Raw genomic sequence first — 16,166 nt, forward strand, 5'->3', positions numbered from 1 at the left:
TTCGTGGATGAGGCTGTTTCTGTTGGTTTTTCGCAAAGGCGCAAAGATATTTTTAATGCCTGATGTTTTTAAGGCGCAAGGATTTTATCAAAGATAAAATTGAGCGCCGCATATTATCGCCACGAATGCACGAATTTTTTATTTCCCACATATCGCACAGATTTTCACTGATGATATCGTTGATTTTCTTTGTTTAACCTTTGCGGCCCTTTATAAGTGGAACGGTTTGGTGAGACTTAAAACGGGAGTTGTCAAAAAACTTGGGTAGCTTCATGTTCAATATGTAAAGTACAAGCAAAAGAATCTATATCATTTGCAAAACTGCGAGAGCAAAAAATTTCATCTTATAGTATCTAAACTTTTTTGCCTGGTCCCCAACTTTTGTACTTGATCCTACTTGATCCATACTTAATCCATAATTATCTTAAAAGTAAATCATTAATTTATGAGGATAAGAAATAAAAAAAGAGATTCAAAACATGAATCTCTTTTAAGTAGCCCGTAGGGGAATCGAACCCCTCTTACCAGAATGAAAATCTGAGGTCCTAACCGATAGACGAACGGGCCAGCTATACAACCGCAATGAATTACGAGGTTAGTATTTTTTGTTTTTTTAAGTTTCAACTCTTATCCTAAACACTCGGTTAGTAGTGTTAAGTAGTAGCCCGTAGGGGAATCGAACCCCTCTTACCAGAATGAAAATCTGAGGTCCTAACCGATAGACGAACGGGCCAGCTATACTTATTAAGCCAGTTTATTAACGTGCTTAGTTAATTTACTTTTTAAGTTAGCCGCTTTGTTTTTGTGGATAATGTTTTTCTTAGCTAATTTATCCAACAAAGAGATAACTTTCGGCAACTGCTCAGCTGCAGCAGCTTTGTTTTCTTCATTTCTCAATACCTTTAGAGCTGTTCTAGCAGTCTTGTGGTAGTATCTGTTACGAAGTTTTCTTACTTCGTTTTGTCTGATTCTTTTTAATGCTGATTTATGATTTGCCATATCGTTCAAATGTGAGTGCAAAAGTATAAACTATTTTTGAAACTACCAAACTTTTCTTTAAAAATTTTTAATTTTCTTCAGATAAGTATTTTCTGAGTTTATCTATTGCCTGTTCTATTTTAAAATTTTCGTCTTCTCTTTCTATTTTCTTGATTGTGCTCGAAAGCATAACCATAGCATTGTTCCATTCTCCAGTAGTATTGGTGAAGGTAAGTTCGTCAATCGTTACTTCGAAATCAACTCTTTCTCCCGTCCTGTAAAGTCTGAAACTTATTTTATCATCTCTGCCTGATATCCCATCTTCATTGATTTTTAAATCGTAACTTTTGGGGTTAGAATGGATTTTCTTAAAAAGCAATTTTGCTTCCTGTATTTTTAAATCCGGCATGATATGAAATTTTTGCCTTTTGAAGAGATGAATCAAAAACTGTTTAAATAGTTTTTCTTAAAACTCAATTCCTTCTAAGCGGCTGCAAAGTTAGTAATTTTTTTTAATCAACAAAATTTCAAATATGATTTTTTTTACAATCATATTTAAATAACTGAAATCCAATATACTTATTTTTTTGAAAAAAATAAGTAAATCTAAAAGATCTTTTTTATCGGAACGATCAGGAATTAGATAGCCTTTACTGTGATTATGATCTTTTGTTACCCGATGATTTGCTTATTGGTTATCTCAAGTTCAGTAAAGGGATGGATATATCTTCTGAAAAAAAGGTGTTTATTGATGATAAATCAAACAGATGGATTGGTTTGAAGCTCGGAAGAACAAGATTGAACGAAATGAGAGGTAATACGTGAGTTCTGTCGCTGTCTGTGTATACGGTTCATAATAAAATTAAATGATATTCAAGATACTTAGTTGCTGAAAATTAAATATTTAGCTTGCGTATTCAATAAATTTGTAAATTAGTAAGCGAAACTAAAAAAACAATTACCATGCAAAACCCAAAAGATTTAGCCGGAAACTGGCTATACAGAAGCTTTGTTAACAATGCAAACTCCGATGACGACCCTAAGTTATTTGGAGAAGGTATCCTTAAAATTCAACAATCTGATTTCGGCGACATCATTGCCGATTTTGATTTTGGCGAATCGGTACAAATGAAAGTAAAAGGCAGTGTTATCAGAACAGAGCCGCATGGCCAGGCAAAAGCCGGTGTTGTAGCCTCATTTATCATGTTAAAAATGAATTAACCAATATAAAATATTTAACATGAAATTTATACTACAAATAAACGGGTCTGAATCTGATAAGGCTGAATATGTGGGTTGGACACCTGCAAAGTGTACTCTGTCGATAGATGGCTATACCGGAGATTTACCAATGCCTGTAACCATTACCCCAGAATACAAAAATAAAGATGGGCGGATTGACTTATATCTAAATAACTCACCCAGTGAACTTCCAGTTCAAAAAATCGAACATGATTTTCAAACTAAGAATGAATTAGTGTTTTATGTCGCTGGGAAATTCGGGCATCCTAGTGTGGCGGAAAAAGATACGTTCATTCTTGTGAAATCCAATAACTCAGACCTTGAATTAAAGAAAGATATTATGGTTCGGGTTCGCAAGAATGCAAATAAACTTAGTGATGATGAAATTACTTTATTTTTAAAAACATTTGTAGATCTTAGCTCCCGCCCCACACGTGAATCTTATAATGGAAGATTTACAGTAACGCCATCAAGCCTATTAGATGAAATAGTATTGATGCATACTTACGATGCACAATTTGAAATTCATAGCCGCGAGTCCTTTCACCCTTGGCATCGTGCATACCTTATGCACCTAGAGCGAGAAATGCAAAATGTAAGGCAGGAAGTAACCATTCCATATTGGAAATTTGATGATAAAGCAGAAAATGTTTTTACGGAGAAATTTATTGGAAAAATAAAGAAATGTACTCCAGATGAAAATGATCAGTCTTTTGATGACAGTATGCCTGAATTTAGTCCTGACAATCCAATGTTTCCCTATATAGACCATACTATATGGGGGCCATTAACAAGATCATATCGTGATACAGATCCTGCTGAAGGAAAATCAAATCCTAAAATAAGTGATGAATCAGACATTATTAGTTATTCAGACGAATTTATAAGATGGTGCACTTTTGAAGAGCGGAAATCACATAATCCCGCTCATAATGCTTTTAATGGAAGAGTTGTTGATGTTGGCAAAGATCCTGTGGATCCCTTGTTTTTTCTCATGCACAGTAATGTGGACAGACTCTGGGCTCTTTGGCAACACACTTATGATCGTTTTGATGCAGAGCATTCAAAGACGTATCCGCTTCCTTATTCATATGAAGGCTTAGCTGGAGAAAAATGGACTGATGCGAATCCTAAAAAATTTGATCTTCGTGCAGGATTTTTCAAAGCTGATAGTTATGATCTTGGCAACTTTGCAGATGACGAACTATGGCCTTGGGGATTGTATAGAGGATCAAAAAAAGATGAATTAACAGGTGAGGATAAAGATGCCATTCATCGGCTTAGTCGTCCTTGGAGAAAATACGCAGAAAGTGGTTATGGTGGTGCGGTAGTACCTGAACTTTTTTTAAAATTTCCTGAGTCACCTATATCTATTTATCCACAAGAACCACCAAGAGTCAAAGATACAATTGATTACCAAGGTAGAATGGATTTAAAATCTACATTAGGATTTGATTATGATTGTATTCCATATTTTAATAAAGATAATACATTGTTGGCTTCGACACCATATATTACCCGAGAACAATATAATAAGGCTTTCCTAAATAAAAAGCTTACTGTTGAGGAGCGATTGGAATCTGCAAAGTCCGCATTGATTTTTAGCAAAAACGACAATGCCGCTGTTTTATCAATTATTTCAGATAAAAATGAAAATAGTAAAATAAGATTGCAAGCTGTAAAACTCAGCGATGAAACAAGTGAAGTATTTTTAGATATTGCATTAAAAGTACTCAAGGAAGAAACATCATCTATTGATGGGGTGGTAGAATCTAATAAGATAGAATTTGTTTCTGAAATAATACACACGATTTTCACTGCTAAAAGGTCTAATCGAAGTTTTGCGTCCCGCAGACCGTTTTTCTTTGATATATTGAGAGGATTGTTGTATTGTAATAATGTAACACTTCGCAGACAGGCATTTGAAATACTTGCTTCTCAAGGGGATGGTAAAGTAGAAGAAATTTTATACGCTCAGGTTCAAAATGAACTTAAAAATGAAAATGATTATAGTGCCTTAATCTCAACTGTTGATGCTCTCTTTTTACTCAGACAAAACCCAAAGAACCAACATACAGGAATATTTTACAAATTAGCTGAAGAGAGTCAGAATACTGAAATAAGGAAAGCCGCAATAGCAGGTTTGGATAATGCCCCTGAGTATGAAGATTATCTTAGGGAGATTGTCAAAAATAAATCAGAAGGTTTTGAAATTAGATGGGCTGGCGCAAAGTCCCTGCGCCATTTAGATGCTGAAGCTATGAATGATCTAGCCGTTAAAATTGTTGCAAAACCAGAAGGAGAAGACGGTGATGGTATGAAATTATTCAGGAACAGTAACCCCGATCCGGACGAAGTGGACTTTAAAGCTGGACTATTAAATATGCTTACTTTCACAGGTGATGTAAGCAGAATGAGAGAAAATGAAAATCTGAAAAGTATATTGAAAGAGGTGATAGATCCATCCGCTGGCAATAAGGCAAATTTTCGCAGTTCATTTGAAGTTTTTGCTGCCGAGCCACTTTCATCAGAGCCAACTATCATAGAACAGATGGCAGCCAGGCTACTAGACAGAATTGAGGGGACCAACCACGAGTAATGAGTAATATTCAACTAACAAAAGATACCTCTGAAGATGAGATTGGAAAGGTACTGGACAGCATTCGCAGTGGCGAGCTGTCCAGAAACCTTTTGGTGGAACTTTTGTCTGAGCGGCACGCTGTGTATAGTGAACGTCCAGGCTACCAGATGATCCGGATAAAAGGATATGCCCTAGCTTCGTTTGCAGAAGTCGGGTTACCCGATTCTGCCATCAACTTTGTTTTGGATGAATTACAAAATGGGCGAAACGCTTATATGGTTGCTGCAGCAGCAAGAGGATTGTGTGGTAGCAAACGACCTAAAGCCCAATATGCTAATTTTTTGATACAGGCTGTAAACAACCTGCGCTATCATGATGATAGCCTAGATCTTACACAGTTTAGACCCGAGTGGCCGTTACGTCATCCATCCAGTGGTAAACTTGAAATTTTCCGTGCATTGCAATGGCTTCGTGGATATGCAAAAGTTACCTTGCCAGAACTCAATAGTTTTTTAAATAATAATATTGATTTTAATCCTGAAATACGGAAAGAAATTCAGGCGACTATTAACGCAATCGAGAGCGATGACCGTGAACTGGACTTGAGTTGTTGTGAGGTAGATGGGCGAACTGATACAAAAACTTCGTGGCTGTGGAAGCGTGCACGAACAATAAGCAACATTGAAGACTTGGAAGTCCAAAATGAAGTTGGAAGAACCAGACCACTGAAAGATGTCATTGATCATAAACCTACGGTAATAGCCTTTTTTTATACCCGCTGCATGAACCCTAACAAGTGTACCCTAACCATAAATAAAATGGGATGGCTGCAAAAGGCATTAATGAAAAAAGGATTAGAAGATAAAGTAACACTCATTGCTTTCACCTACGATCCGACTTATGATGATCCTGCCAAAATGCATACGTTTGGTGAAAACAGAGGTATTACCTTTGGTTCCAATACACATCTATTAAGAACGCGTCCCGAAGATTTTGACTTACTTTCTGATTTCTTTCAACTAGGTGTAAATCATGTCTCATCTATGGTCAATCAACATAGGCTTGAGCTATACATGCTTGATCAAAACGGGCATATTAAAACAACTTACACTCGTTTACAATGGGATGTGGAAAAAGTAACGCAAGACCTTGATGTACTGATTAATAAATCATCGAAGAATAAGTGGCTACTAAAGATCACAAATAGCATTCAACAAGTAGCTTTTCCTATTTTGGTTGCTTTTTTCCCAAAATGCCCATTTTGCTGGGCTGCTTATCTCAGTGCTTTGGGTATTTCAGGTATCCAAACTATTCCATATAGTCCTTGGATAGCACCGCTGATTATATTGGTCATGATTTTTAACCTTGTCGTACTCTATCGGAAATCAAAAGTAAGAAATGGCTTGATCCCTTTTTGGATAAGTCTTGCCGGAGTCTTAATGGTAAGTTCAGGATATTTACTTTCTGTGCTACCCATAGCTATTCCGGGTATCATACTGATTTTTATCGGAGCTATACTAAATAGTCTTTCATATAAGCATTGGTCAAAAATTTGTTTTCTTGCTATGTCGATCTTTCATAGGCTGCCAGGTACTAAAAATTCTATGAATTAACAGATGATGTGAAAGGTTTACGTGAATTGGCTTTTGGAAGATGGCTCAGTAAATTTGACAAAGGTTTTTTCAATCATCTTGAAGGAGAGTTTAATACTGAACTTTTTATAAAAAACTTGCCTTCGGGTTTCAAATACACAGATGAAGTCTTAGTTTCCCAAGGAGGACACAGAGGTTCGGGAATCTTCAACGGAGCAATAGACGTAGAGAAAATATTAGACCCTGAAGGAGTTTATTCTATGACACAATTGGCAGATGATGTTCCTTTTAAGGCTAAAATCAGTATAAAATACAAAGATGGTTATTTAGTGAAAAATGCAGAATCTTCTATGTTCCCTAAAAATTGGGACGTTAAAAGAATACAGGAGGAAATAGCATATGTGTATGAAAATACCGTAGTTAAAGGACAAGGAGTAAATCCAGCCTCATTGGGTAAAAAATTTAAACAATATAAGTTCAAAGACTCTTCAGGTAGGTTTGACATATTAATTGAGGTTGATGATGCAGGAAATATTATGAATGCATATCCACTGCTGTAAAATAAAAATATTATACAAAATGAAATATACATTTAAAAAAGATATGTGGGGAGACACAATCTTACACTCTATTCAGAGTGAAGAAAGTACTATAAACCACTTTGGTAGTTGGAATTGGACACCACAAAAAATTCAAAGTTTAATTGACGGTGTGGAACAAAGCAAAAACAAAGATTCTGATGAATCCTTTGACTGGCAAAATGAGGATGTTTTCTTCCGAAGCAATAAATATGGGGTTTTCTTTGTAGATCTAATGAAGCAAAGAGCAGGAGAAAAGTCTAAAAAACAGGATTTGGATTTAGAGCACGATGAGTTTATTAAGTTTTTACAAGATTTTAAAAAATTTGTTGAAGAAAATAGTTGATAAATTGGAGTAGTACCAAATAATTTTTAATTTATACCGTTTTCTTTTTGAATTTACCTTCATAAACCCCGCAGGGGTTAAATATCAGTAGCGTCGGGTAAAACCCGATGAATACGTATTCAATGATCTTGTAACCCCGCAGGGGTTGAATAATGTAAAGGAAATTACAAACATAAAATGGTATTACTCGTACATAAAGAGACTGTCTTAATTAATCAAAAGCAGTCTCTTTTTGGTTTCCAGAATTTATAAATCTTGAAGCTGTCAAGTTGTAAAAAAAACAAAAGTTAAAGAAACGGAAGAAAAGTTTTAGCGAACAAAAAGATTTTCGAAATTTACCTTGTACAAAGCGTATATGAGTGTTCTTTTAAAATTTCGTGGAGATTCCGTTGACTTTTGGAATAAAAAAATCCCTGAACCTTGTATTGATCAGGGATTGAATGATGTAGTTTGGTAGCCTATAGGAGAATCGAACTCCTGTTGCAAGGATGAAAACCTTGAGTCCTGACCACTAGACGAATAGGCCAAATTTTGAGGTTGCAAAAGTAAGGATTAACTTTTTAACATCAAAATTATTTTTTAGGGTTATTTATAAACTTTCTGAATGACAGTATTTTTAATTCCCTTAGCTTCTAAATCTTTTTGAGTTTTGACGGCATCTTCCAAAGTATACATCTTACCGTAGGTGTAATAGAAGACCCCGCTCTCTTTATTTCGGTCAACATCTTTAAGGGTCTGAATGATAAATGAATTGCCATTCAGCTTTTCACCGACGTATACTTCTATTGTATAATATCCTGAGTTCAGTCTCTGATTCGGCATAAACCCTACTGCATAGGCATTTTTAAAGCCTGCATCTTTAGCTGTTTTAATATTAATATCTTTTACGGAAGCCATATTGGTTACTCCGTAATAATATTTATACAGGCCATTCTCTTTGATGGGAAGAATATAGTTCAGTCCTTTAAGAGCAGGATCTCCGTCGTTATACTTGGTGGGAGCGCTCATTAAAAGAATTCTGAAATCATTTTTTAAAGCAACCTCCGCCGGTTTTTCAGGTTCAGGCTTCTTCACGGCAACAGGGCCTCCTGATTTTCGGTCAATCGCTTTTTTATAATCAATAATAGCATCATAGATGCTTTCTGAAATTTCCTGTTGCCCTTTATCTGATGCCAGATAATGGCTCTCCTCGGGATGATTGATAAATCCTGTTTCAATAAGTACAGAAGGCATCGCGTTCATACGAAGCACATGCAGGTTTTTCTGAAAAACTCCCCTGGAGAATCTTTTATCTTTATTTACAAAATTATCTTCTACCAAACCTCCCAGCAATAAACTAGACTCCAGGTATTTACTTTGCTGAAGTTTCAGGGCAATTAATGATTCCGGAGAGCTTGCATCATAAGAACCAAATGTCTGTTTATCTTTTTCATCCAGAAAGATCACATCATTTTCTCTTTTGGCCACTTCCAGATTGGTGTCATTCTGATCGGGTCCCTGAACATAGGTTTCAGTTCCGTACGCTGTATTTCTTGTCGCAGAGTTACAGTGAATAGACACGAAAAGATCTGCTTTACTTCTGTTGGCAAGATTGGTTCGGTCAGATAATGACGGGTATTCGTCTATTTTTCTTGTGTAAATGACTTTGAAATCTTTATTTTTTTCAAGCATTGCCCCAACTTTAAGGGTAATGGCAAGGGTTACATCCTTCTCAGCCACTCTTCCTATGTCTGCATAATTCCTGTTGGCTCCATGGTCGCTGCCCCCGTGTCCTGCGTCTAAAACCACTGTGAATTTTTTTTGAGCGAAAATGATTTGGGAGACCAGTATAAGAAGAAATGATAAAATTATTTTAAAATTTTGTTTGTGCATCTTACAGTTTTAAAAATTATATTAATTTTGAGCCATAATTATATACCTATAAATATATACAAAAATTGGTCAAAACCGTCTTCAAAAATATACTACAAATTTTAATTATCCTAATTTTTAACAATTTTTTAGCACAGAAAACTCCTGAAAAATTGCCTAAAAATGCGGTTAATGATACTATTTCCAAAAAGGATACCATTGTTGCAAAAAAGGAATCCTTAGATGATATTCTTCAGACTAAGGCTGATGATATACGCCGAGATGTGCCTAAAAAGATGATTTATCTGAACAAAAATGCTCAGGTAAAATATCAGGATATGCAGATCGACGCCGATTATATTTCTATTGATGAGCAGAAAAATCTCATTTTCGCTCGCGGAAAGCAAGATTCTTTAGGCAGAAAAATTATCGAACCTGTCATTACCAATCAGGGTGGAAAGAAATATGAGACCGATCAGTTTAATTATAATTATAAAACAAAACAGGCCATCGCCTATAACGCCAGAACGGAAGAAAGTGAAGGGGTAATTATTGCTGAAAAAACAAAAAAATATAACGATTCCGTTTTCTTCATGAGACGTGGGAAGTATACGACCGACGAATATTTTCTGAAGAAAAAAGATACCGTTTCGGATTATTATCTTTTGGCGCCTCACATCAAGCTGGTTAAAACAAAAAATAAATCTCAAATTGTAACAGGCCCCATTCAGATGTATATCGAAGAAGTGCCGACGCCTTTAATTATGCCGTTTGCCATTCTTCCTTTTTCAGATAAAAGGTCGGCCGGTATCCTGATTCCCAGTTTTGGGGAAAGAGAAGATGTTGGTTTCTTTTTAAATAGTATCGGGTATTATCAACCAATTGGTGAGCATTTCGATATTAAAGTGCTGGCCGATCTCTATACTAAAGGAAGCTGGAATTTCCGTCCAGAGATGAATTATGTGAAAAAATACCGCTACAATGGTAACTTTTCTGCAGATATCGGAACTACGGTAAGAGGTATTAAAGGGCTTGATGATTATACCAAAACAAGTACCTACAGAATTGCCTGGAGACATACTCAGGATACAAAAGCAAACCCGTTCCTTACATTTTCTGCTTCGGTGGATATTGTAAGTAACAGGTTCTATAATAATACAATCAATAATAATTATATTTTTAATCAGAATGTATTAAATACTCAGCAAAACTCAACGGTAACGGTTACCAAGAGATTTTTGAAATTGCCGGTTACTATTACAGGAACGGCTTCCTATTCTCAGAATTTTGCAACAGGAAATTCAGATTTGCGTTTGCCACAGATGAACGTTGCGATCAATCAGTTTTATTTATTTAAATCTAAAACAGGGGTGAGACAAGGTTTATTGGAAAATATTACAGTAAACACAGGGTTGAATTTATCCAATTATGTTTCCACAACAGAAGGAGAGCTTTTCACTCCGGCCATGTGGGAAAAAATGCAGACAGGTTTAAAGAATAATATTTCATTGGGAACCAATACAACGGTGGCGAAATATTTTACTTTCAGTTTAGGAGCGAATATCGATAACGCTTTAACGACAAAAACATTAACGAGAACTTACGACCCGATCATTAATAAAGATGTGGATGTTGTTAATAAAAATATCGCAGGATATTCTATTTTCTCAACAACTGCGAGTTTGCAGACTACGCTTTATGGTATGATGAAATTCAAGAAAGGAGGAGCTGTAGAAGCGGTGAGGCATATGATGACGCCGAGTATCGGTTTTACCTATTCACCTGATTTTGGAGGTTCCGGTTTTGGATATTTTAAGAATTATTATAATGCCAACGGAGCTTTAACTACCTATTCGATTTTTGAAAAAGGAATCGTTGGACAGCCTACAAGTGGCATGGTTGGTGCATTAGGTATTAACGTTGGAAACAATGTTGAGATGAAAGTAAAATCTAAGAAAGATTCAACGGGAGTAAAAAAAGTAAAGATTTTCGAATCATTAAACTTCTCGGCCAACTATAACTTTGCGGCGAAAGATCACCCTTGGTCTGTATTTTCAATCAACGGGCAATCTTCTTTCTTTGAAAATAAACTGAGTGTCAATACGAGTTTGACGCTTGATCCTTATAAAATCATGTTTCTTCCCGGAGTAGAGCAGGGAATCAGAACAGAGGAATTTGGACATTTCAGTGTTCAGGGATTCAATGTTCAGTTATCGTATCCTTTAAGCAGCGAGATTTTTGGTGAGAAAACAGATTATGCCAAAAAGTATTCCCAGAAAGGGGAGGTGCGAAATGAAAATTATTATTTTGATGATGATAATTACGCCCGTTTCGATCAGGCATGGACTTTGAATGTTAATGCAAACTACGCCTATACAAGAAACGCAACAAGAAATGCAAATAAAATTGCATCCGTAGGTTTGGATGGAAGTATTAAATTAACTCCATATTGGAATATCAACGGAAGCACGCATTATGATATGGTGACTAAACAATTGGCTTATACGAGAATTGGTTTTTCGAGAGATCAGCGAAGTTTTACAATCAACTTCAACTGGGTTCCTTTCGGTCAGTATAAAGTGTATGACTTCTTTATCGGTATTAAAGCCAATATTTTGAGTGATGCACTGAAGTATAAAGACAGAAGTTTTACACAGCCAAATTCACCGTTCTAAGATCGGACATAGATTTAAAGATAGAAATAGAATATAAATTTTATATTTGCACCCAAAATAAATTCTAATGAAACAAATAATCAACACAGTTAACGCTCCTGCGGCTATCGGACCTTATTCACAAGCGAATCTTGCCAATGGTGTTTTATACATCTCTGGTCAGATTCCTGTAGATCCTGCCACCGGAAAATTGGTAGAAGGTATTGAGAAGGAAACACACCAGGTAATGAAAAACCTTGAGGCGATCCTTACAGAAGCGGGGATGACTTTTAAAAACGTGGTAAAAGCTACCATCTTCCTTAAAAGTATGGACGATTTTGCGGTAATGAACGATATTTATGCGTCTTATTTAGATACGGAAAGCTTTCCGGCTCGTGAAACGGTACAGGTTTCTTGCCTGCCAAAAAATGTTGACATTGAAATTTCTATGATTGCACATCAGGATTAATGAACATCTTTAGAAATACATTAGCGGTTATTGTAGGGCTTGGTATTGCAGGGCTTATTATTACTCTTGGTATAAGGGTTTTTCCGCAATGGGTTACTTTTGAAGCTTTTGCTCCCTTTGAGCATTGGCAAAGGTTTCTTTTCAGTATGAAAGATGATCAGGCATTCTTCGGTTTTCTGTTGTTTATTTCCGGTTTGGGAACTACAGTAGGAGGTGTGGTAACAGCGGTGATTGTAAAATATGCCAAAGTAGCCTACGCTATTCTTATCGGCTTCATCATGCTGTTTATAGCGATGCTGGATGTTATTATTTTTCCGTATCATCCTACATTTTATAAGATCTCTATATTCCTAACGTTTTTCCCGTTTTCATGGATAGGAGGAAAGATTGTAGAAGTGATTTATGAACGAAACAAAAAGAAAAGAATCGCTGACAAAATGAATAATAAATCTTAATTGATTTAGACCAAAATAAAAACGGGCTGCAAAATAGTTTTGCAGCCCGTTTTCGTTGATATGAAATGTTTGTTTAGCACTAAATGATTAAGGCATTTTAAAACCTCTCTGGTATCCTCTTCCGTAGTCATCCATGTATTTGATCTGTCCTGTTCCGTTAAATTTATTTAAAAGACTTTCTACATCTTTTTGAGAATTTACCGGTTTTCCATTAATTTCGGTGATAATGTAGCCGTCAACAACACCTGCTTTAGCAATTTCACTCCCTTCCACTACATTTTTAGCGACCACTCCACTGGTTAAACCGTAGTAGGCTTTCGTTCTGTCATCAAGACCCTGGAATTCTGCTCCCAGTTTTTCCGTTACCGTAAGATCTGCTTTTGTTCTGGTAGAAGTTCCGCCTTTCTGATCTTTCAAGGTTACGGTAGTTGTATTTTCTTTCCCGTTTCTTACATATACCAACTGAACTTTATCTCCAGGACGTTTGCTTCCGATTGACATAGATAAATCTGCAAAGTCTGTGATGTTTGTAGCATCAATTTTCGTGATGACGTCTCCAACTTTCAATCCTGCATCTTCGGCACCACTGTTGTCTCCAAAGCCTAATATGTAAACTCCTGAGCCCGCTTTAATATTGGTTTTTTTCTGCTTATTGTAAGCTGCTACCTGCATATCATCGGATAAGTCTAATGACTGTACACCTAAGAAACCTCTCTGTACAATACCGAATTTCTTAATATCTTCAACAATTTTTCTGGCTAAATTTGAAGGAACAGCAAATCCGTATCCCTGGTAATAACCTGTCGTAGACTGGATCGCTGAGTTGATACCAATTAATTCTCCATTCGTATTCACCAAAGCACCTCCGGAGTTTCCAGGGTTAATGGCTGCATCAGTCTGAATAAAACTTTCAATTGGGTTAGTTGCTTTACCTTGACCTCCTAAAATTCCGATACCTCTACCTTTCGCAGAAATAATACCGGCTGTTACTGTTGAGTTCAATCCAAGTGGGTTACCCACTGCCAATGCCCATTGTCCAACTTCAATATTATCAGAATTAGCAAAATTTAAATAAGGTAATCCTTTTTCTTCGATCTTTAATAGAGAAATATCCGTATTCGGGTCTGTCCCTATTAAGGTCGCGATATATGATTTTTTATTGCTTAAAACAACTTCAAGTTTACTTGCTCCTGCTACCACGTGATTGTTGGAGATGATGTATCCGTCAGGAGAGATAATAACCCCTGACCCCATACCTGATGGCATATTATCTGGAGTCTGTTGTTGCTGTTGCTTTTGTCTTTGCTGACCTCTTCCTCCGCCTCCAAATGGATCACCGAAAAAGAAATCGAATAAATCCTGTTCAGAAGCTCTGTTGCCTCCCGAAGAAGCTCTGTTCTGATAGTTTTTAATCGTTACCACAGCCGGAACGGTTGTTTTAGCTGCTTTTACGAAGTCGTCACCCACCGCAGCAGTATTCATCCCTGCAAAAGAAACATTCGATGCCTTTGTAAAGTAGGATTGATCTTCATTATTAGAACCGTGGCCAAAATATTGTATCGTTCCAACGGTAGTAGCTCCTGAGATAACTCCAACTACTGCAAATGGTAATAGTTTTTTTAAAGTACTCTTCATTGTTATATCTTCTTTATTATTTATTAATTTTTTAAACTTTTCATTTTAGTGTAAACAAATTTAATGCTAAATAGGTATGCGATTGGTACGCAATGTTTCAGTTTTAACTAAAATTTAACTAGAATAAGATTATTTTATGTGTTATGTCATAATTATATCTCGTAATTAACAAAACTTAAAATTATATTAAATGACAATCTGACATACTATAGATGTCAATATGGACATAAAAGTTAAATATAATCTTTTTATTGGAAGGTACGCTGCCACCCTTGTCAAGGTTTTAAACCTTGATAAGGGTTCGTCAACCAACAACCAAGCACTATCATCCATCAATTAAAAACCAACAACCAAATTAAAAATTCCTATCTTTGCAAAAATATTTTTCTCACTTAAAAAGTTTATAGCATGCAACTGTATAACACCTTAAGCGCAGAAGAAAGAGCTCAACTTATTGATGAAGCTGGTAAGGAACGCCTTACACTGTCTTTCTATGCGTATGCCAATCTTTCAGATCCCAAAAAATTTCGCGACGAATTATTTATAGCCTGGAATGCTCTTGATGCACTTGGTCGTATTTATGTTGCCCATGAAGGAATTAATGCTCAGATGAGTATTCCTGCAGAAAATTTTGAGGCTTTCCGTGATACGCTTGAAGTATATGACTTCATGAAAGGAATTCGTCTGAATGTAGCGGTAGAGCAAGACAATCATTCATTTTTAAAATTAACCATAAAAGTAAGACATAAAATCGTTGCCGATGGATTGAATGACGACACTTTTGATGTTACCAATAAAGGAATTCACCTGAAAGCACAGGAATTCAATGATATGCTTTCTGATCCGAATACAATTGTAGTAGATTTCAGAAATCATTACGAAAGTGAAGTGGGCCATTTTGAAGGAGCCATAACACCGGATGTTGAAAATTTCAGAGAAAGTTTACCGATTATCAACGATCAGTTACAGGATTTTAAAGAAGATAAAAACCTTTTGATGTATTGTACAGGAGGAATTCGTTGTGAAAAAGCGAGTGCCTATTTCAAACATCAGGGTTTTAAAAATGTCTATCAGCTGGAAGGTGGGATTATTGAATATACCCGACAGATCAAGGAAGAAAATATTGAAAGTAAATTCATTGGAAAAAACTTCGTATTCGATCACCGTTTAGGAGAAAGAATTACAGACGATATCATTGCTAAATGCCACCAATGTGGAAAACCGTGTGATAACCACACCAATTGTGCCAATGATGCCTGTCACTTATTATTCATTCAATGTGATGAATGTAAGGAAGTCATGGAAAATACATGTTCTACGGAATGTCTTGAAACCATTCATTTGCCGTGGAATGAGCAGGTAGCCAAAAGAAAAGGGTTACAGGTCGGAAATAAAGTGTTCAGAAAAGGAAAGTCTGAAGCTTTGAAATTTAAAACCTCAGGAGATCTTACCACTCAGATTTTAGCGAAAGCGGAAAAAACTGAAACAAGAGATATTCGTAAGAAAATTGCCGTTAAAAAGGTGTTGATCGGAAAAGGAGAACATTATTATTCTAAATCGAAGATTGGACAGTTTTTAATTGAGAACAAAGAGCTGTCTATTGGAGATAAAGTGTTAATTTCCGGACCGACAACTGGTGAACAGGAATTTACGATTACTCAGATATTTGCGAACGGAGGTCCTTGCGAAACGGCAAAGGCGGGAGATCAGATTACTTTTGAGATTCCTTTTAAAGTTCGTATGTCTGACAAATTATACAAAATCATAGCTCCCGAAAATGCATAA

General features: G+C 36.1%; 13 protein-coding genes and 3 tRNA genes. 9 read left to right on the forward strand and 7 right to left on the reverse strand.

Annotated elements, in window-relative coordinates:
* Window positions 1–495: 495 nt before the first annotated feature.
* From VUJ46_RS17190 to VUJ46_RS17205, 4 genes are all read right to left on the reverse strand, one after another.
* Window positions 496–567 (reverse strand) — tRNA-Glu (locus tag VUJ46_RS17190).
* 94 nt (window positions 568–661) lie between these two features.
* Window positions 662–733, reverse strand: a tRNA-Glu gene (locus tag VUJ46_RS17195).
* A gap of 11 nt (window positions 734–744) precedes the next feature.
* Window positions 745–999: a 30S ribosomal protein S20 gene (gene rpsT / locus VUJ46_RS17200; protein ID WP_326981950.1), complete on the reverse strand. Its 255-nt coding sequence runs from the start codon at window positions 997–999 to the stop codon at window positions 745–747.
* A gap of 67 nt (window positions 1,000–1,066) precedes the next feature.
* Window positions 1,067–1,387 (reverse strand): hypothetical protein, encoded by a 321-nt coding sequence (locus tag VUJ46_RS17205; RefSeq protein WP_326981951.1) that lies wholly within the window; start codon window positions 1,385–1,387, stop codon window positions 1,067–1,069.
* Window positions 1,388–1,941: 554 nt separating this feature from the next.
* Between VUJ46_RS17205 and VUJ46_RS17210 the strand changes: the two genes are divergently transcribed.
* Genes VUJ46_RS17210 through VUJ46_RS17230 form a run of 5 tightly spaced genes read left to right on the forward strand, consistent with a single transcriptional unit; the run spans window position 1,942 to window position 7,317 of the window.
* A complete protein-coding gene (locus VUJ46_RS17210) occupies window positions 1,942–2,199 on the forward strand; it encodes a hypothetical protein (protein ID WP_326981952.1) in 258 nt (85 codons plus the stop codon).
* 19 nt (window positions 2,200–2,218) lie between these two features.
* On the forward strand, window positions 2,219–4,819 hold the full coding sequence (locus VUJ46_RS17215) for a tyrosinase family protein (RefSeq protein WP_326981953.1): 2,601 nt from the start codon (window positions 2,219–2,221) through the stop codon (window positions 4,817–4,819).
* The gene (locus tag VUJ46_RS17220; protein WP_326981954.1) at window positions 4,819–6,414 is read left to right on the forward strand and encodes an SCO family protein; all 1,596 of its coding nucleotides are present in this window, start codon (window positions 4,819–4,821) and stop codon (window positions 6,412–6,414) included. Before VUJ46_RS17215 ends, VUJ46_RS17220 begins: the two co-directional genes overlap by 1 nt.
* 8 nt (window positions 6,415–6,422) lie before the next feature.
* On the forward strand, window positions 6,423–6,953 hold the full coding sequence (locus VUJ46_RS17225; protein WP_326981955.1) for an EndoU domain-containing protein: 531 nt from the start codon (window positions 6,423–6,425) through the stop codon (window positions 6,951–6,953).
* Between the two features lie 19 nt (window positions 6,954–6,972).
* Complete coding sequence (locus VUJ46_RS17230) at window positions 6,973–7,317, forward strand: hypothetical protein (RefSeq protein WP_326981956.1); 345 nt, start codon at window positions 6,973–6,975, stop codon at window positions 7,315–7,317.
* 451 nt (window positions 7,318–7,768) lie between these two features.
* Here the strand turns inward: VUJ46_RS17230 and VUJ46_RS17235 are convergent.
* Window positions 7,769–7,843 (reverse strand) — tRNA-Glu (locus VUJ46_RS17235).
* Window positions 7,844–7,902: 59 nt separating this feature from the next.
* Window positions 7,903–9,189 carry an N-acetylmuramoyl-L-alanine amidase family protein gene (locus VUJ46_RS17240; RefSeq protein WP_326981957.1) on the reverse strand — a complete coding sequence of 429 codons (1,287 nt, stop codon included), beginning with the start codon at window positions 9,187–9,189 and terminating at the stop codon, window positions 7,903–7,905.
* Between the two features lie 65 nt (window positions 9,190–9,254).
* Here VUJ46_RS17240 and VUJ46_RS17245 point away from each other — a divergent pair, with 65 nt between their 5' ends.
* From VUJ46_RS17245 to VUJ46_RS17255, 3 genes are all read left to right on the forward strand, one after another.
* On the forward strand, window positions 9,255–11,843 hold the full coding sequence (locus VUJ46_RS17245; protein WP_326981958.1) for a putative LPS assembly protein LptD: 2,589 nt from the start codon (window positions 9,255–9,257) through the stop codon (window positions 11,841–11,843).
* Between the two features lie 67 nt (window positions 11,844–11,910).
* Entirely contained in the window at window positions 11,911–12,291 is a 381-nt protein-coding gene (locus VUJ46_RS17250) for a RidA family protein (RefSeq protein ID WP_326981959.1), read from the forward strand.
* A complete protein-coding gene (locus tag VUJ46_RS17255) occupies window positions 12,291–12,746 on the forward strand; it encodes a hypothetical protein (protein ID WP_326981960.1) in 456 nt (151 codons plus the stop codon). The genes VUJ46_RS17250 and VUJ46_RS17255 overlap by 1 nt, the downstream gene beginning before the upstream one ends.
* Before the next feature lie 87 nt (window positions 12,747–12,833).
* Here the strand turns inward: VUJ46_RS17255 and VUJ46_RS17260 are convergent, their stop codons facing one another.
* Window positions 12,834–14,381, reverse strand: a complete 1,548-nt coding sequence (locus tag VUJ46_RS17260) for a trypsin-like peptidase domain-containing protein (protein ID WP_326981961.1) — start codon at window positions 14,379–14,381, stop codon at window positions 12,834–12,836.
* 408 nt (window positions 14,382–14,789) lie between these two features.
* Here VUJ46_RS17260 and trhO point away from each other — a divergent pair, with 408 nt between their 5' ends.
* Window positions 14,790–16,166: an oxygen-dependent tRNA uridine(34) hydroxylase TrhO gene (gene trhO / locus VUJ46_RS17265; RefSeq protein WP_326981962.1), complete on the forward strand. Its 1,377-nt coding sequence runs from the start codon at window positions 14,790–14,792 to the stop codon at window positions 16,164–16,166.

This window comes from Chryseobacterium sp. MYb264 (assembly GCF_035974275.1).
In the GTDB taxonomy this organism is placed as follows: domain Bacteria; phylum Bacteroidota; class Bacteroidia; order Flavobacteriales; family Weeksellaceae; genus Chryseobacterium.